Source organism: Chitinophaga sp. CC14 (assembly GCF_048957795.1).
GTDB classification, from domain to species: Bacteria; Bacteroidota; Bacteroidia; order Chitinophagales; family Chitinophagaceae; genus Chitinophaga; species Chitinophaga ginsengisegetis.
The window spans coordinates 1,187,782-1,206,939 of record NZ_JARBFY010000005.1; the positions used below are offsets into that span (position 1 = coordinate 1,187,782).

The 19,158-nt window shown below is 48.0% G+C and carries 12 protein-coding genes; 4 read left to right on the forward strand and 8 right to left on the reverse strand.

The window, feature by feature from the left end; genetic code table 11:
- Positions 1-130: 130 nt before the first annotated feature.
- Entirely contained in the window at positions 131-2,293 is a 2,163-nt protein-coding gene (locus PV783_RS24365; protein ID WP_143313752.1) for a S46 family peptidase, read from the reverse strand.
- Positions 2,294-2,461: 168 nt separating this feature from the next.
- On the opposite strand from PV783_RS24365, the gene PV783_RS24370 reads away from it, so the two are divergent.
- Both PV783_RS24370 and PV783_RS24375 read left to right on the forward strand, forming a co-directional pair.
- Positions 2,462-3,553 (forward strand): sensor histidine kinase, encoded by a 1,092-nt coding sequence (locus PV783_RS24370; protein ID WP_420989911.1) that lies wholly within the window; start codon positions 2,462-2,464, stop codon positions 3,551-3,553.
- A gap of 3 nt (positions 3,554-3,556) precedes the next feature.
- On the forward strand, positions 3,557-4,252 hold the full coding sequence (locus PV783_RS24375) for a LytR/AlgR family response regulator transcription factor (RefSeq protein WP_420989912.1): 696 nt from the start codon (positions 3,557-3,559) through the stop codon (positions 4,250-4,252).
- 31 nt (positions 4,253-4,283) lie between these two features.
- Here PV783_RS24375 and PV783_RS24380 read toward each other — a convergent pair whose 3' ends face one another.
- The 3 genes from PV783_RS24380 to PV783_RS24390 form a co-directional block, all read right to left on the reverse strand.
- Positions 4,284-4,775, reverse strand: a complete 492-nt coding sequence (locus PV783_RS24380; RefSeq protein WP_420989913.1) for a hypothetical protein — start codon at positions 4,773-4,775, stop codon at positions 4,284-4,286.
- Between the two features lies 1 nt (position 4,776).
- Entirely contained in the window at positions 4,777-5,493 is a 717-nt protein-coding gene (locus tag PV783_RS24385) for an intradiol ring-cleavage dioxygenase (RefSeq protein WP_420989914.1), read from the reverse strand.
- Between the two features lie 214 nt (positions 5,494-5,707).
- Complete coding sequence (locus PV783_RS24390) at positions 5,708-6,532, reverse strand: M57 family metalloprotease (protein WP_079473317.1); 825 nt, start codon at positions 6,530-6,532, stop codon at positions 5,708-5,710.
- A gap of 617 nt (positions 6,533-7,149) precedes the next feature.
- Between PV783_RS24390 and PV783_RS24395 the strand changes: the two genes are divergently transcribed.
- Entirely contained in the window at positions 7,150-9,927 is a 2,778-nt protein-coding gene (locus tag PV783_RS24395) for a S8 family serine peptidase (RefSeq protein ID WP_420989915.1), read from the forward strand.
- A gap of 513 nt (positions 9,928-10,440) precedes the next feature.
- Positions 10,441-12,651 (forward strand): DUF6055 domain-containing protein, encoded by a 2,211-nt coding sequence (locus tag PV783_RS24400; protein WP_420989916.1) that lies wholly within the window; start codon positions 10,441-10,443, stop codon positions 12,649-12,651.
- A 71-nt stretch (positions 12,652-12,722) separates the two neighbouring features.
- On the opposite strand, the gene lpdA is transcribed toward PV783_RS24400, so the two are convergent.
- The 4 genes from lpdA to PV783_RS24420 form a co-directional block, all read right to left on the reverse strand.
- The gene (gene lpdA / locus PV783_RS24405) at positions 12,723-14,129 is read right to left on the reverse strand and encodes a dihydrolipoyl dehydrogenase (RefSeq protein WP_079473314.1); all 1,407 of its coding nucleotides are present in this window, start codon (positions 14,127-14,129) and stop codon (positions 12,723-12,725) included.
- Positions 14,130-14,286: 157 nt separating this feature from the next.
- A complete protein-coding gene (locus PV783_RS24410) occupies positions 14,287-14,946 on the reverse strand; it encodes a LolA family protein (RefSeq protein WP_079473313.1) in 660 nt (219 codons plus the stop codon).
- Between the two features lie 132 nt (positions 14,947-15,078).
- Positions 15,079-17,712 (reverse strand): DNA translocase FtsK, encoded by a 2,634-nt coding sequence (locus tag PV783_RS24415; RefSeq protein WP_420989917.1) that lies wholly within the window; start codon positions 17,710-17,712, stop codon positions 15,079-15,081.
- A gap of 21 nt (positions 17,713-17,733) precedes the next feature.
- Positions 17,734-19,158: an alpha/beta hydrolase family protein gene (locus PV783_RS24420; RefSeq protein ID WP_420989918.1), complete on the reverse strand. Its 1,425-nt coding sequence runs from the start codon at positions 19,156-19,158 to the stop codon at positions 17,734-17,736.

The window sequence follows — 19,158 nt, forward strand, 5'->3', positions numbered from 1 at the left end:
GGATTTTATAAATGATTTTAAAAAGATTTGGGGAGATATAAGCGGTATTCGCTTATATCTCCCCAAATCCTTTAAAATCAAAAGTGATCAAATCCCTAAATCAGTTTAATCCTGAAAAAGACAACCTCCGCTATAATAATTTCATCTCGTCGATCAGTCGCGTACAGCCTGCATATTTATCCACGATAAACAGCACATAGCGGATATCCACCATGATGTTACGGCAAATGGAAGGATCGAAATTAATATCGCTCATGGTGCCTTCCCAGGTACGGTCAAAGTTCAACCCGATCAGGTGGCCGTAAGCATCCAGCGCAGGGCTGCCGGAGTTACCGCCGGTAGTATGGTTGGAGGCAATGAAACAAACGGGCATCTTACCATTGACACCATAGCGGCCGTAGTCTTTCTTCTTATATAATTCTATCAGTCGTGCCGGTACATCAAATTCATAATCGCCCGGAACATATTTTTCCATGACGCCATCCAGGTAGGTGTAGAAATCATAGTGAATAGCATCCCGTGGATTGTAGCCATCTACTTTTCCGTAGGTAACACGCAGCGTGCTGTTGGCATCCGGGTAGAAACTTTTCTTATTGCCCATTACATCCATCTGTGCCTGCATGTAAGTGCGTTGCAGGTTGTTGATGTTGGATTGCAGATCAGCCAGCGGGCGGCTCACATTATCCACGTAACCTTTGCGCATGGCCATTACCAGCCGGGTGGCCGGATCTTTCCACATTTGTGCCACCACGGTATTATAAGGTTGCTGTACAAAAGCGGTTAGTTTATCCATAGATGTTAATCCGGATACTGCATATAATTTGTCGGTCAATACGCGGCTGTCTTTGTTGTTTTCCTGCCAGATCTGTGTAAACTCCGCCCCTGCAAATTGTGCCGGAACGCCTTTGGCATACAGTGCAATCAGGCTTACTGCCACATCATGATCAACCTTCGCGTTATAGTTCTGGTAAAATCCCTGCATAGATGCAAGGAACTGCTGCCGCATGGTTTCATACTGCGCTTCTCCCCTTTCATGCACATCGTTGAGGAAGGTAATGAGGCGGTCGCCCACGGTAAACAACTCCACATTCTTTACGAGTTCACTGTAATAATCGCGGGCCTGTGCATAAGGCTGCACCTGCTGGTAGTAACCGTTGAGCGAATCCAGTACGCCGTTGTACTTTTGCTTCCATACGGGGTTAGCTTCCATCTGCTGACGGTAAGCAGCTTCATACTGTAGTTTTTTGCCTACGCCGTTGGTTTGTTTTACGCCCTGCATCTCTCCCATCCACTTCTTCCAGTAATTGGCAGTGCCGGCAAATTTAGCTGCATACTGAATTTTTATCTGCGGATCTTTCCGCATGTAGCCATCCATAATTTTGAGGGCGGCATCGCGCATTTCCACTTTGGCGGCATCCAGTACGTCTACCGTTTGCTTTACCCCTTCGGAGGGCAGGTATTCGGTGGTGCGGCCGGGAAAACCCATCACCATTGTGAAGTCGTTTTGTTTCACCCCCTTCAGTGAAATAGTGAGGGCGTATTTAGGCTTTAAAGGCACATTATCCTTCGAGTAAGGCGCCGGGCGGCCATCCTTACCCGCGTAGATGCGAAACATCGAGAAATCGCCTGTATGACGCGGCCAAACCCAGTTGTCCGTATCTGAACCGAACTTCCCGATGGAAGAAGGCGGCGCGCCTACCAGGCGTACATCCCGGTAGGTTTCCGTTACAAACAGGAAATACTGGTTGCCTTCATAAAAAGGCTTTATCATGGTTTCCTGCCAGCTTTCCCTGCGGGCATTCTGGCGGATTTCGTTCAAACGCTTGTCGATAGCCGACTGCCGCTCCCTTTCGCTCATACCGGGCGTCACATCCTGCAGGGCGGCTTTGGTTACATCATCAATGCGTACAATGAAGGTGGCGAATAAACCGGGGTTAGGCAATTCTTCTACCGCAGACTTTGCCCAGAATCCATTTTCCAGGAAGTTATTCTGCAGGGAAGAATGCTTCTGGATAGCATCATAACCGCAGTGGTGATTGGTGAGCAGCAATCCCTGCTCAGAAATCACTTCCGCCGTACAGAAGCCGCCAAAGCTTACGATGGCATCTTTCAGGCTACCTTTGTTAATATTGTAAATATCCGCGGCAGTGATTTTCATGCCCATTCCTTTCATCTCTTTCTCATTAAGACCGGAAAGCAGCTGTGGCAGCCACATTCCCTCTGTGGCATAAGTGTGCTTGGTAAGTACCAGGAGTACCAATAACAGCACCGGTTTCACGATTCGTTGCAACATATCTGATATTCTTTTTATAAAAGAGGCAATTTACTATAATTCGGGGAGCAGCGAAAAGATAACCCCATGTTTCCGATCATTCATCGACATAAACCAGCGATTTACAGAGAAGGCGGTTATTATCCGGCGGGAAATTCAGAATTTCAGCCTTATATCTATCTGTCGCAAATGTTCCGGTTAAAATCTTCGGTAGTAATAGCACACATTACGGGGTGGCTGATATGCCTGAGTTTACCCCTGCTGTTTGTCAGCGGGCAAACGGGCGACCGCAAAGCGCTCTCCATCCTGTTCTCAACAGATTACCTGGTATTCCTGGTAACGTACGTAGCACTGTTCTATTTTCACACCACTTTCCTGTTTCCCCGGCTGTACTTCCGGAAGCAGTATATTCTTTATTTCCTGTCTGTTTTACTGTTGCTGATCATGGTAAATTATATGCAGCCTTATGATCACCTGTTTTCCAGGCTGCCACATCCACCCGGGGAGATGCCGTGGCGTCAGCCAATGCCGCCGGGAACGGAACAGGGCCCGCGGCCGGAAGGTATGCGGCCACCCGGCAAACCGCCCAGGCAAATCGATATTGTGAGCGACTTCCTTTTCCTGCTCACCATTGCACTGAGTATCGCCATAGAAACCACGCACCGCTGGCGGCAAACCGAAAAAAGAGCACTGTACGCAGAAACCCGCAAAACCCAGGCAGAACTATCTTTCCTGAAAGCCCAGATCAATCCGCACTTCCTGTTTAATACCCTTAACAATATTTACTCCCTCGCTATCACGCGCAGCGATAACACCGCCATGAGCATCATGAAGCTGTCGAATATGCTGCGTTATGTTACCGAGGATACGAGAGATGATTATGTGTTGCTGGAAAGCGAAATCGACTGCCTGCGGGACTATATTGATCTGCAGAAACTCCGGCTCACCACTAAAACAAAAGTCAATTTCGCGGTTACCGGCAGTCCGGGTATTAAGTGCATCGCCCCGCTGGTGCTGCTGCCGTTCCTTGAAAATGCGTTTAAGTATGGCGTCAGTAATCATGAACCGTCTGAAATTACCATCCTGCTGCAAACGTCCGAAAACAGGATCCATTTTTACTGCAGTAATAAATTATTCAGGGTAACGCAGGATACAAGCCGCACCGGTATTGGCATTGCCAACACACGGCAACGGCTGGAACATCTGTACCCTGATAAATATGAACTGCAGATCAGTGAAGATAACGGCGCCTATTCTATTTCTTTACAATTACAGGTATAAGTTATGGACATTAAATTTATTGTGATAGATGACGAACCGCCCGCCCTACAGGTACTCAAAACCTATGCACAGGAATTTCCCTGGCTGAAGTTGCAGCATACTTTTACAGATGCCGTTTCTGCGGCGGAATACCTGCGGCATAGCCAGGCAGATCTTATTTTTCTCGATATCCATATGCCGGACATCAACGGGCTGGATCTGGCCAGGGGACTCACTAACCGGCCGATGATCATTTTTACCACAGCGTATAAACAATATGCATTCGATGGGTTTGAACTGGAAGCCATTGATTACCTGCTGAAACCCATTCCGTTTCAGCGTTTTGAAAAAGCAGTGCAGAAAGCACAACTGCACCAGCAGCAGCAACTGCTGCCGGCAGCTACCGAAAGCCTGTTGGTACATTCTTCCTATCACATGGTGAAAATACCCTTACACGAAATTATTTATATAGAAAGCCTGGAGGATTACATCCGGATACATCTTACCAAACAGGCGCCGGTGCTCACGTTGATGACAATGAAAAAGATGCAGGAAAAACTGCCGGCGGCCCGCTTCCGGAGAATCCACCGCAGTTATATTGTGTCTGTAGATAAAGTGAGGTCGGTGATTAACCGGAAGGTGAAGCTCAGCACCTCGGCGGAATTGCCGGTGAGCGATAGTTACAGCGATTTTATCCGCGACTGGAAAGGTTACAGCTGATCATTTTATTTTTTTCGGGAGATGCAAATATTCAGGATTCCTCACTGAAATTGCAGATCGATACATCATCGTTCAGTTTTAAAGTGAACGTATCTGTGGTATCATTGAACCCCAGCAAAAGATACTCCCCTATTACTTTATGCAGCTGCAAAGGTGCGGTATAATACAGCACGGCTACTTTATGCAGCTGCCGGTCGTGGATACCTGAACTCATTATTTTGAACTGGTGCCGTTCAAACGACAGCTGGATATTACCCAACGTATCCCAGGTGCCGGGGATCAGGTTAGCGAGGGATTGAATATACAATCCCACCGCAAAACCTGTTTTATAATGCAGGGAGTTCGCTTTGGGCTGGTGTTCCACCATTTCGGCAAAAGTGGAAAATGCTTCGTCCGGGTTATATGCCTGTGATTGCAGCAGGAATTCCGCATAAGAATCCCGGAATACATTTTTGGCAAATGTGCCGGTGGAAGATGCGTCTATCACCTGCCGTATTGCCAGTTTTATCATCGTTCTGCCCATATCAACCCGCGATATAAATATTGTGAACAAGATCATAGCCACTGGTTGCGCTGGCGGTTACCGTAGCCAGTTCGGCCGATAACGAATCACTGAAAACCATATCTGCGCTGTTTTTGGCCACACTGGTATTTTGTCCGTGGGCGCTATACAACGCCGTGTTATATACAGCCGTATTAATATCGTCGGGAAAGGCAATCTGCGTGGTTGTTTTCAGTTTATCGTTCACGTATACCTGTGCATGAATATGCGTTACCCTGCCTTCATACCAGCCGGGATAAATGGACGTGAATTTAACCTGTCCGGCTGTATCTGAATACTGCAGTCCCCTGCAGAAAACCAGGGCGGTGTTATCCTGCGTACCGAGGTATCCCCGGTTGCTGTAGCCAGAATAGTAGCCATCCTTATCACAATGCCAGATATCCACCCTGGCGCTGGCAAGCGGTTTACAGCTGTTGTTGGTGTTGAGAATGTTGATGGTGATGTGTAAGGGTGTACCTGTTTTGCCGTCGGTGATATCTACCCGCTGGATAGAAGAACCCATGCTGTTATACAGCGGATAGGGACCATCTGTTTCTTCCGGGGAAACGGTGCAGGCGCCGTTGCTGGTATCTGTTTCAGGATCAGCAGCGTCACTTTTTTTACAGGCTTCAATCAGCACCGGCACGGCGGTTGCGCTGATAAACAGTTGCTTCAGAAATTGTTTGCGGGAGTGTTCCATCTCATCATTTTTGATCTGTTATAAAGGTTTTGATTAAATAACAGATTTACAAAAAGGATAGATGAACCGGCAGGATGTACCGGAGAAGAGCATTTCCGGAGTGGAATAATTTGCTACAGGAAATTTAATTCAGCAAAGAATAAGGAGGAAATCCTTTTCCTGCATCAAAAAATCCCGGCCCCGGAAATGCTTGACAGATCAGCTCATGCAGCGATTAGTGATACAGATAGTTAAGCGCAATAACGTCATTGGCGTTAAATGTACGGTTGCCGCCGTTGGAGCAGGCCAGCATCCAGGAGTTGGCATCCGGTGCAGAAGGAGTGCCCGGAATATACACCGCACCTACGTTGCTCGCGCCTTCGTTGGTGGCAGTACCGCCGCAGCTGTAGGAACGATCCATGTAATCGGTATGGCGCATACCAATGCAGTGACCAATTTCATGCTGAATTACAGAACCCACATACAGTACGTTCGGATTAGATCCGTAAGCGTATTGGTTGGTGTTCATTTTGATAGTACCATACGGATCACCGCCGCTGGTGGGGAATCCGGAAGAACCGAGCGTGATATAACCACCGCTTGGTCCCTGGTTAAATCCTCTGATGGTAATTTCAGCCGCGCCGCTGGTAACACGCTGAAAAGTCATGCGCAGGCCAAGTCTGTTGTAGCGTGCAATAGCGGTATCTGTGCCTGCAATGAAGGCAGTACCTAAACTGGTTACCTTAATTCTGATAACGCGGGGTAATGCCGTTACCAGGTAATTAGTGCGGTACTGTTCTGTTTTAGCCACTCTTAAAACAGGACTCGTAACGGTTTCTTTCAGCTGTGCAGCTGTAAGGAGGATGTCACCTTCCACGAGGTAGCCATCTTCGGTTTTCACCACGTTCTCTGTGCTAAAGCCATTTGCTTTGATCTGGGCTAACACTTCTGCTGACACGGGGTCGGGCTGCGCTTCTTTTTGTGCGCCGTTCTTCTGACAGGACGCAAAGAGGAAAGCCGCTGCCATGCAGCAGAGCACAGGAATTGATTGTGTTCTCATAGTTCAGATTTTTGGTTTTGTTTAGAAAAAAAAGTGTTCAGATTTTTGGTTTAGATTTAAAAAAAGATATCCCTGCCGCCTGTTTCTTCAAACAGGCAACTGTTAACAACACTAAATGCCCGCACTGATCTGTGGCTGAATAAGACGTGAAATAAAACAACCGCACTAAAAGTACAGCGGTGTTTTTCTTCTTATTGCCGCAAACGCGATCGCCTAGCTTTGATTATCTTCCTGAAAACTGCAGTTATTACTGTGCTCTCGTTTTCGGGTACATACAATAGCTAATATGCCCTGTTATGGCATAGCATCGGATTTTAATGGGTTGGTGATGATTCAGTAGTACCGGCTATTTCCGGCGACAAAGATTTGCTCTATAAATTTAATAATTGTGTAACAAGTCCCAGATCGTTGCTCAGATTTTGTTGAATTTTATATTACGGATTTCCTCTTTCAATATTACAACATTCGTTTAATTTAAAAAAAATATTTTGTTTTAAGATAGATAAAAAATTGTGTCGAAAACCTAAATACAGTAGCTTTAGGTGGCAACACTAAACCAAAATCACTTACCCGTTGCCAACGCCCCCATGCGGATAATATCCTCTAAAATATGGCCCTTGCTGTTTTTGCAGCTCTTTTTATATTACTATACTGCTGCTCAGCAGCCACACTATCCGGATAGCCTGGTGCAACGGTATGCCACAGATACTTTTTCATTACAGCGGAAAAGCGGACCATTCCTGGTGAAGTTTGCAAAGTTGCCGGATGAGTCAAAGCTGCAGCAATGGGGACTTGTACAGCCTCTCTCCCGCTACCATTACATTTTACAACACGCACCGGAAGATACTTCGCTCATATATTGTTATAGTGCCGGCTATAATTTTAAAGCAAGTATTCCGCTGCTGCAACAACTGGAAAAAATACCCGCGCAGGATAGTATCACCATGCAGGTGTCGTGCAACATGGAAAAGAAGTCATTGATGTATGCCAGGGTGCAGTCGTACTCCACGCAATACCACGTAGCCATCGCAAAGGTTAAAAAGCAGGACTGGCCCCTGTTTATCAGTCAGCCTTCCATACAGTTTGCGGATCTCATCCGGCGGCCGGCTCCGGAAATTATTATCAATACCGGCAACCTGGCGGTGAACCGGATCACTTTTGCACAACAACAGTTTCCACTTATCACAGGAAAACGTGTAGCCGTTTCCGTTAAGGAGGATTTATTTGATACAACAGACATCGACTTACAGGGGCGGTATATCCCTTCTTCCTATAATTCTACGCTCAATACTGCCCATGCTTTGATAATGGCTACGCTGATTGGCGGCGCCGGCAACAGCGGCGCAGGCGGTAAGGGCGTGGCGCCCGAAGTGAAGCTGAGTTCCGCCGATTATAACAGCAGCTTATTCCCCGACGAAGATGCTTATTATCAGCAATCCGGCATCACGGTGCAAAACCATTCCTATGGTACCGGCATCGAAAATTATTATGGTGCGGAAGCAGTAGCCTATGATCAGCAGATCTATGCAACAGATACACTGGTGCATGTATATTCTTCCGGTAACGTTGGCACATCGCCGGCCGCCGGCGGGCGTTACCAGGGCATTGTGGGATATGCCAATTTATCCGGCAATTTCAAACAGGCTAAAAATATTATTGTCAGCGGTGGTACAGATGGTGCCACACAAGTCATGGCGCTCAGCTCCAAAGGTCCGGCTTACGATGGCCGCATCCTGCCACATGTAACTGCCTACGGCGAAGATGGCACCTCCGGCGCCGCAGCGCTTACCAGTGGCGTAGTGGCATTGCTCCAGGACACCTGGCGCATGCTGCATAACACGTCCGCTTCCGCTGCCCTCATCAAAGCCGTTGTCATTAACAGCGCCTTCCGCCCCACAGGCATACGCCCTTCTTTTGGCGGCGGATATGGCAACCTGCATGCTTATGGCGCCATTAAAACCATACAGGACAACCGCCTCTTGCAGGGAAACGCAGGCAACCATACAGTTACCTCCTTCGATATCGCCATTCCGGAGGGCATACAGGAGGTGAAAGTAACCCTGTGCTGGAATGACCCGCCGGCAACGGTTAATGCCGTTAAAGCGCTTATAAACGACCTTGATATAACAGCTACCACCGCCGATGGTAAAACATGGCTGCCCTGGACATTGAGTACCTATCCATTAATTGATTCATTATTGCTACCCGCAAAACGCGGCAGGGATAGTATCAACAATACAGAACAGATCAGTATTGAACACCCGGTGGCAGGCACTATGCGGCTCCGGGTAACCGGTGCGCAGGTAGCCGCAGGTACACAACCTTTTTTCCTGGCCTATGAACTGGTGCCCGCAAAAAGTTTCCAGTGGCAAAATCCCGCAGCCGGCGCTACTGCAGCCGCAGGCCAGGCGTTGCCGCTGCAATGGCAAACTACGTATAGTGGTAACAGTGAGCTTTCCTTCAGCAGCGACAGCGGCCGTACCTGGCAACCTATTGCGCAGAACATCCCGGTGGAAAACGCGTTGTATAACTGGGTTACACCAAACATTTTCCGGCCGGTAATGCTCAAACTAACTTTAACGGATACCTCGTTTATCAGTGATCCTTTTTATGTTTCGCCGGTACTCACCATGCGGGCAGGATTCAACTGCACTGATACAACATTGCTGTACTGGAACAGGCTGCCGGGCGTCACAGCGTACCAGTTGTACACCATGGGTAATACAGCGCTGATTCCGTATAGCCAGGTACGTGATACTTTTATTTTTATCCCCAAAGCAACGGCGGCATCGTTGTACTTTGCGGTAAGCCCTGTTGCCGCCGGCGGGTGGACGGGCATCCGCAGCTATGCGATAAACTATACGCAACAGGGTGTAGGTTGCTATGTACAAAACCTGCTGGCTGATCCTACCACCGATAATAAAGTGGCGTTGTCGCTCACACTCGGCAGCACCTGGCAACTGCAAACGGTTTACTGGGAGCGGCTGACACGCGAAGGCTGGATAACGCTGCAGCAGCAGCCCGTAGGCGACGCCATGAACTTTAATTACCTCGACAACAGCGCGCCGGAAGGATTACTGCGTTACCGGGTAAAGCTACTCACCGTCAACGGGCAATATATTTACGCCGATCCGGTTACAGTTACTATTATTGCCGGCAATCACATCTTACTTTTCCCCAACCCCGTAAGCAGCCAGTTCATCGTTTTAGATGGTACGCCGCGCAGCCGCAAACTCGTAATCACTGATATGAGCGGGCGGATCGTATTGCAGCGGAACCTCGAAGATATCCAGGAAACAGTGGAGGTGCAGCGTTTGGCAAACGGTATTTATAACTGCAGTATTTATGCAGATAATAAACGGATTTACTCTACACAGTTTGTGAAACAGTATTAGTCGTTGCGCAATGCGGGATTATAACCATAGCTCCATTTGCAATTTGATGAGATTAGTTGTTGCGCTGCACAGGGTTATCACCGTAGCTTCATTTATGGTTTCAATGAGGTAAGTTGTTGCACTGCTCCGGATTACTACATAGCTGCCTTATAATCCAATAAAGTATATTTCCAAACTGCACCGCACTCACAATAAATACATATCCTCCCGATAGGGTAAAATTCATCAATAACCGGTTAAGATCTTAGCTGAAATAATCCATATATCTTTTTAACTTTAAATGTCAATAAGACAATTAAAATATTAATATGCAGATGTAGTTATTCCACTGTAGAAAACCTTATAAGAAACATCAGCCCATCAACCGGCAAAAAACGAATCAACAGCCCTGTAGTCAACAAACACCGGCCCCTGTGAAACAGCATCTCTCTTTGCTGTAGTAAATTTCTGTGCGCGTACTTCAACCAAAAATTTTCTGAATCATACCCTTTCATTAATTCAAATCCATTATTTATGAAGAAAGCTCTATTCGTTTTTGTATCCCTGTTTATCACCACGCTGGTATCCGCACAAAAAACAGTGTATATACCACCTGAATTCAGCACAGATCCCTATCTCTCTACCTGGTCGTACAGCCGCAGTTACCAATCGGCCAACTTCGTTGTATTCTGGGGTTCCGTAGTAGGTACCAATCCTGCTACCTACAGCGATCCCAACCTCGCCTTTAATCCGCAGGCAGTATGCGATACCCTGGAAAAGATCTACACAAAGTTTATCACCGACATTGGCTTCTGCTCGGATGCTGCCACAAAAAACCTGGGCAAATACAAACTCATTATTGTAATGAACGACACCTGGGGCACGGGAGGCCCCAGCGGATGGGCATTCGGAGGCACCTATGGCAACACCATCGGCGCCATGTGGGTACATCCCAACGCTACAAGAGACGGCGGCGTAACCAGTCATGAGCTCACGCACAGTTTGCAGGGCATGATTGCCATCCAGGAAAACGCCAATTGCGGATTCAATGATTACGAGCCTGCCGGATTCTTCTGGGAAACACATGCCAATTTCATGCGCACACAAATGTATCCCCGTTTCGCCAGCGATGACCTTCCCCGGTGGATGGCCACCAGTATGTTTCATTTCAGCTCCACCCGTCATCACTACGATGCTTTTAAAATGCTGTGGTACATGCAGCAAACAGATGGGATTACAATGGTGAACAGGCTTTGGAAAGAATCTATCCGCACCAGCAGCACAGCCGGCGAGCATCCGCTCATGACTTACCGGCGACTGAAAAGCTGGACACAATCGCAGCTCAACAACTTCATGTACGATTATGTAAAAAGAGAAGTAGCCTGCGATTATACCGTTAACAACTTCGGGGCTATCTATAAAGCGGAACGCGACCGGTTGAAAGTGCAGGAGCCGCATTACATCTGGCGGTTGTACACTAATCTCCAACAAATCAGTGCCACTACCGGCCGGTATAAAATAGATAACGCCAGCGCGCCGCAGGATTATGGCTACAACATCATCCCGTTGTATACCACGTGCAGCGCCCGGAATGTAACGGTTAAATTTAAAGGCCATACAGAAGTTAACACCACCGCCGGCTGGAGATACGGCTTCGTAGCCACGCTGGCCAACGGCAACATTTCCCGCTATGGCGCCACCGCTACAGCCAATGAAGGCGAAATCAGTTTCACGATGAACAGCAATGAAACGCAGCTTTACCTGGTAGTAATGGGCGCACCTACCACGCATACCACTTACGTATGGGAACCCGGCTGGCCCAAAATTAAACGGTACCCTTATGAACTTCGTATAGCCAACGCCGTACCTGAAGGTTACCAGAGCACCTACCGGGCGGCCTATAAAACTAACGGGCACACCCATACGAATGGAGGCGGCTGGGTAGCCAACAGCGCTACGGTGGCATCCACTGCCTATGTAGGCCCCAAAGCCATTGTACTGGGCAATTCCGTGATCACCGGCACGGCGCAGATCACCGGTAATGCCTGGGTGGAAAATGCAACGGTTGGGAACACCGTCACCATCAGCGGCAACGCCAGCGTTTATGGTGGCTCTTATACCGGCAGTGCGGTGATTACAGAGAATGCTGTATTAACCAATTGTACCGTATCCGGCAGTGCTAATGTGAAGGGAGATGCATTGGAATGGGGCGTTACTTTTGGCAACGGCGTGGTGGTAGGTGGAGACGCAGAGATAGGCAGTTGCGCTACCAACGGCACTTATCTGCAGGTACCACATCCAAATAATGGTCGTGCTGATTGCGACGGCCAGCCGGCAGGTCATACTTCCAATATTGATGTAAACAGCAGCTGGTCGCAGTTCACCGATGCACAGATGGCATGGAGCAGCACGCCTACCTGCAGCGGCACTATTACGCCTGCTGCTGTGGATACCACTGCATTGGCCACTACGGTGCTAAAAGCAACCGGCGATGCAGATATCCGCATTTACCCCAACCCGGTGAACAACCAGTTTACCATTACCTTACAGGGATTCCGCAGCAATACCAATGTACAGGTGGTGATCTATAATAACCAGGGAGCCCCGGTGCATCTCCGGGATCTGCAAAAAACCAGGACTGCCACGCTGAGAGCGAAGGATTGGAGCACGTCTCCGGGCGTTTACTACCTGAGAGCGAGTGGCAGTAATCAAACCGTTACGCGGAAGCTGGTGATCACAGAATGATGTATCTACAAAACAAAACAGCTGCTCCGGTAAACCGGAACAGCTGTTATTATACTTACAATAAGATAAGACTACAGGTGAATTGCTTCGCCGTAAGCTACTTCTATGGCGTCTTTCACAGATTCGCTCATAGTTGGATGCGGGTGGATGGAATCCAGCACTTCCTGGTAAGTAGTTTCCAGTTTACGCGCTACTACTGTTTCTGCGATGATTTCAGTAACATTGGCGCCGATCATATGTGTGCCTAACCATTCGCCGTATTTGGCATCGAAGATCACTTTTACGAAACCCTCAGTTGCACCGGCTGCGGAAGCTTTACCGGAAGCAGAGAATGGGAATTTACCCACTTTCACTTCGTAACCGGCTTCCTTAGCTGCCTTTTCAGTATAACCTACAGAAGCAATTTCAGGTGCGCAATAAGTACAGCCCGGGATGTTCATGTAGTCGATTGGTTCTGGCTTGTGCGCATATTTCTTTTCGTTGTATGCGATAGCTTCCACGCAGATGATACCTTCTTTAGAGGCAACGTGTGCGAGTGCCTGACCGGGAACCATATCACCGATAGCGTAAACGCCGGGGATATTTGTCTGGTAATATTTATCTACCAGTACACGGCCCTTGTCGGTTTTGATACCCATTCCTTCCAGACCGATGTTTTCGATATTAGCAGCGATACCTACCGCGCTCAATACCACATCTGCTTCCAGGGTGATTTCGCCGGTTTGGGTTTTCACTTTTGCTTTCACACCGTTACCACTTGCTTCAACAGCTTCTACAGAAGCGTTGGTCATGATTTCGATGCCTTTCTTTTTGTATATTTTTTCCAGTTCTTTGGAGATGTCTTCATCTTCCACTGGTACGATGCGCGGGAGGAACTCAACGATGGTTACTTTAGTACCCAGTGTTGCGTAGAAATAGGCAAATTCAACGCCGATAGCACCGGAACCCACAACAATCATGGATTTAGGCTGCTGAGGGAGTGTCATTGCTTCACGGTAGCCGATTACATTTTTACCATCAATCTTCAGGTTTGGCAGTTCACGTGCACGTGCGCCGGTAGCCAGAATGATATGTTTTGCGTCGTGTACAGTGGCTTTACCGTCTTTATCGGTTACTTCCACCTGGCCTTTGGATTTTACCTTTCCATTGCCCATTAACACGTCGATCTTATTTTTCTTCATGAGGAACTGAACGCCCCTGCTCATTTTATCAGCAACACCGCGACTACGCTTGATCACCGCATCAAAGTCCACTTTTGCATCACCAATCGTGATACCATAGTCTTTTGAGTGCTGTGTATATTCAAAAACCTGTGCAGTTTTTAACAAAGCCTTCGTTGGAATACAGCCCCAGTTTAAACAGATACCACCCAGACTCTCTCTTTCCACTACTGCAGTTTTAAATCCCAGCTGAGAAGCACGGATAGCAGCCACATATCCGCCGGGCCCACTACCAATTACGATTACGTCGTATGCCATATTGTTTAATTTTTAAATTGAACTTGCCAAAGGTAAATAAATAAGCAGAAAGCACAAAGCCTCTTGCAAAAAGCCACCGGAGCGGAGATTACGGGATGTTTTGCAACATTTACCGCTGTAATCTGCGCTCCGGTGGCTTTTATACTAAAATCTTATACTATCGGAGATCTACTACTTCCACGCCAGGATATTTTTTGGCGTCGAAGGTAAAGGTAGCATCGCTCAGGTTGGTATTAGGTGTGAAATTGGTGATTTCGTAAGTATAATGGTTACCATTCTTCTCAAACACCTTCATCTTTGCAATACTCTGGTTCTTCTTATCTACCGAAACAATCACCTTAAAAATAGTCTTCGATTTATCTGTAGGTGTCAGTTCCACGTTCTGGTATACTTTACCTTTTTCCTGGGTTTCTGCTTCCAGTTTGTACAAATAATCTTTATCGTAGAAGTTGGTGAACAGTTTGGCCGGTGTCATGGCGCCGCTGCTCTGATCCACGTTATTGATAGTTACTTCATTCACATCTTTGGCGTATGTCCAGGAAGTTTTGTTATCACTGATAATTTCCTGTCCGGGCAGCGTTACTTTATATTTAGCTCCCTTCAGGTAAACAGTACCTTTTTTGGAATCGGATACGCTGTTATTAGCGCCTTCTACTTTCAATATAAAATTAGCGACTACAGTTTTTAATGATTTGAATTTATTACTAACACCATCCAGAACGGTTTTTGCCTTTGGGTCTGACGCGCCCTTAGATTGTGCCATGCCGCTGAAAATGATACCACTCAACAACATTCCGGTTAATACAAATTTCTTCATCGTAGTTTTTTTTAGTTTGTGCTACCCAACAAAGACAAATGCCATGCCGGTATAGCCGTGTAGGTTTTTACAGGGTGCAAAATTCATTATATTTCCTGAGAAAGGGTAATAAATTCCAACCGCTTTAACATATTATAACAAATTATTAAGGATTTCATTCAGCTCGCTTTCTGTTTTCACCAGCACATCCCTGGCTTTGCTTCCCATATTGGGGCCTACGATATTGGCAGCCTCCAGCTGATCCATGAGGCGCCCGGCGCGGTTGTACCCCAGCTTCATCCTGCGTTGCAGGAGGGAGGTGGATCCCTGCTGGGTGGTAACAATCACCTGTGCAGCCTCTTCAAACAGCGGGTCCCGGTCGGCAATGCTGAGTTCGCGGCCATCCGGATCCTTATCGTCTACATATTCCGGTAGCAGGAAAGCATCGGGGTAACCCTTCTGGTTACCAATGAATTCGGCCACATTTTCCACTTCCGGCGTATCCACAAAGGCGCACTGCAGGCGTACCAGTTCCCCGTTGAAGGAAACCAGCATATCCCCCTGTCCTATCAGCTGCTCGGCGCCGCCGATATCCAGGATGGTGCGGGAATCTATTTTGGAAGACACCTTAAAGGCCACGCGGGCCGGGAAGTTTGCCTTAATGGTACCGGTAATAATGTTTACAGAAGGGCGCTGCGTGGCAATGATCAGGTGAATACCCACTGCACGGGCCAGCTGGGCCAAACGGGCAATCGGCATTTCCACTTCCTTACCGGCTGTCATGATCAGATCCGCAAACTCATCTACCACCAGCACGATGAACGGCAGGTAGCGATGGCCTTTCAGCGGATTGAGACGGCGCTGGGTAAATTTACCATTGTACTCACGGATGTTACGGGTACCCGCTTCTTTGAGCAGGTCGTACCGCAGGTCCATCTCAATACACAGGGCATTGAGCGTGTGGATCACCTTTTTGGTATCGGTAATAATCGCATCATCTTCACCGGGTAATTTGGCCAGGAAGTGTTTCTCAATGAGCTTGTACAACGACAGCTCCACTTTTTTGGGATCTACCAATACAAACTTCAGCTGGGAAGGATGTTTTTTGTACAGCAATGATACCAGCAAAGTGTTGATACCAACGGATTTACCCTGACCGGTAGCACCTGCCATCAGCAGGTGGGGCATCTTGGCCAGATCGGCAATAAAGTTTTCGTTGTCGATCTTTTTACCAATGGCAATGGGCAGATCCATTGTGCTGGTCTGGAATTTCTCCGAGGCCAGCATATTTTTGAGAGATACGATGGTTTTCTTTACGTTGGGCACTTCAATACCAATGGTACCCTTGCCCGGAATAGGCGCAATGATACGGATACCGAGGGCCGACAGGCTTAACGCGATGTCATCTTCCAGGTTTTTAATACGGGAGATACGAACGCCGGCAGCCGGCACAATTTCGTACAGGGTGACGGTTGGTCCTACTGTGGCACTGATCTTCTGGATTGAAATATCATAGTTCTTGAGTGTATCAATGATCTGGTTCTTATTCTTTTCCAGTTCGGCAGTGTCCTGCACAATCACTTTATCAGCGTTGTGATTTTCCAGCAAATCCAGGGTCGGGAACTTATAATCTCTCAGATCCAGCGACGGATCGTAGGGATCCACGGGTTCTACCGGCCGGGTGGGCGCTATTTCTTCCACTTCATCTTCCTCGTCCTGGTAAGTGGGTTTTATTTCGAAGGCCACTTCTACCGGCTCCCCTTTCTTTTTGCTGACAGGGGCAAGCGGTTGTTCGGGCGTTTCTTCTATATACAATAATGGTCCCGGGTCTTCCTCTTCCACCTCTTCTTCTTCCTCAGCGGGCGGCTCGTTTTCGTAAGCCGGTTCGGGAGGTAAGTAAGCTGCGTGGGCAGAAGGGATCACGGTGATGTCTTCTCTTTCTACCAGCTGCATCGGTGGCAGGTCTTCCTCGTCTTCTTCCGGTTCTGCATGTGGCGGAATCACCATTACGCCGCCTTCTTCGCGTAGACCATTTTTACGTGCGTCTTCTTTTGCTGTGGCAGCGGGTGTTGCCGCTGATGTTTGCATCACGGGAGCTACTGGTGCTGCAGCAGGTACCGGTTTTGGCAGTTTTATCTTTTTCTCCGGCCATTTGAAGTCGAAGTTAAATTTCCAGATGAGCCAGGAGAAGCCCACTACCAGTAGCAGCAGGGCGGTTCCAGTTTTACCTACAAAGCCGGTGGTCCATTTATTCAGGGCATCGCCCAGGGCGCCGCCCCAGGGGAAATCGCCGCCGCCAATGGCGAAGGCCATTGTCATGCTGATAAAGAGCACACCAAACAGGATATATTTTATACTGCGCCAGATACGGAATACCCGGCGGCCAACGATGAAATTTACACCGATGATAAAAAAGAAGTAGCAGAACAAATAGGCTGCGATACCTACGCCATAAAAGAAGAAGTTATGCGATACGTAAGCACCCAGGCGGCCGAGCAGGTTATCTACTTTTACATCTCCAAAAAATAATTCCCTGGTAGAATAATGGAAAATTTTATCCTGGTCATCTTCCCAGGTAAAAAGATAGGAAGTGAAAGCAATAAAGCAATAAACAGACAGCAAAAGAAAGAACACGCCCAGTACTTTGTGGGTGCGCTCATCTTTTACCAGCTCTTTTACCTTCACCTCAGGCTCCTTGTCTTTCTTCAATACATCCGGGTTCGGTGCGGGGCTTTTCGGTGGTTTCTTGCTTTCCGGTTTTTCGGTTTTCAGTTTATTCTTGGACATATTATAATTTCAGATTTGGGACTACCTGCCCTCCGACGGCGGCAACTGTAAGATCCAGTGTGCCATAAACTCGGGAACCAGGGGATCAATGGTTTGCTCCAGCTCACCGTATTCGCTCACATCACATGTTTTGCAGCGCTGAAACAAATGGTTTAATCCATCAAACTTACGGATTGTTGTGAGCAGATTACCATTTTCGTTCAATGCGCGTTCAATTTCTTTCAGATTGGTGGTGGCGTCCACCTGTATGTCTGCGGTGCCGTTGATAGCCATAACCGGGCATTTGATCTGTTTCAGGTATGTCAGCGGCTTATATCTTAATAACGAAATTGTTTCCCGACTCATATTGGCCCTCCGTATTAATTCATCTTCTGTTTGTCCTTTCTTAACGTCTTCACTTGAATTACGGTATATATTCCGGAGAATTTCCTGGGCCCGTGGCGTGATAGCGGCAATATTGCTGTCGCTTGCCAGGAGATCCCAGTAAGGCTTCATGCGCACCTGGTCGGCCAGGATCAGGCTATCCGGTTTACCGGCCATTTTCCCTTTGGCCGCCGATTGCTGATCAATCAGTTCGCGGCCGCTTATGCCCACCCCTGCCATTGATATTACAAAAGCCACCCCTGGATTGTTTGCGGCCACTATCTGCGCTACGATAGCGCCTTCGCTGTGTCCGAGTACGCCGGTACGGGAGATATCCACATCCTTTCTTGCTTTCAGATACTTCAGCGCGGTGAGCGCATCATGCGAAAAATCGTAGATATCGGATGTATCAAAATCGCCGGTAGAAGCGCCAAAGCCCCGGTCGTCGTAACGCAGCGTAGCAATGCCGTTACGGGCGAAATAATCGGCCAGCACCAGGAAAAGTTTATGCCCTGCAATTTCCTCGTTCCTGTCCTGCGGACCTGAGCCGGAAAGCAGCAACACAACGGGGTATTTGCCCTGGGCCGCCGGACGGGTGAACGTTCCGGCGAGTGTAACACTATCTTTTACATTATTAAACCTCACCTGTTCCGTATAATACGGGAAAGGCGGTTTTGGTTCCTGTGGTCTTTTGTATACTTCCCCGACTGTAATTTCTTTCCGCCCGAGGTCTGTATCACTTTGATCATCGCCCAGGCCGGTAATACCCCTGAACTGCTTTGCAGCCGGATCCCATACGCCGGTGAAGGCGAACCGCATTCCGTCGATACGCAGCAGCAGGGTATCCCTTCGATACACCACTGTTTCTATCTCAAACTGGTCGTTGTCCGACATTTCGGGTAGCTCAAGCGTTCCTTTATAGCCTGCGCCATCCTTCTCCAGGTTTACGATCATCCGGTATTTATCTCCGTAATAAAGTTTAAAGGTGCCGTACCATTTACCGGCAATATTTACATTATCCTGCGCCATTCCCACTGACCCGGTCAGTAAACTCACTATCAACACCCAAAAACCTCTGTACAT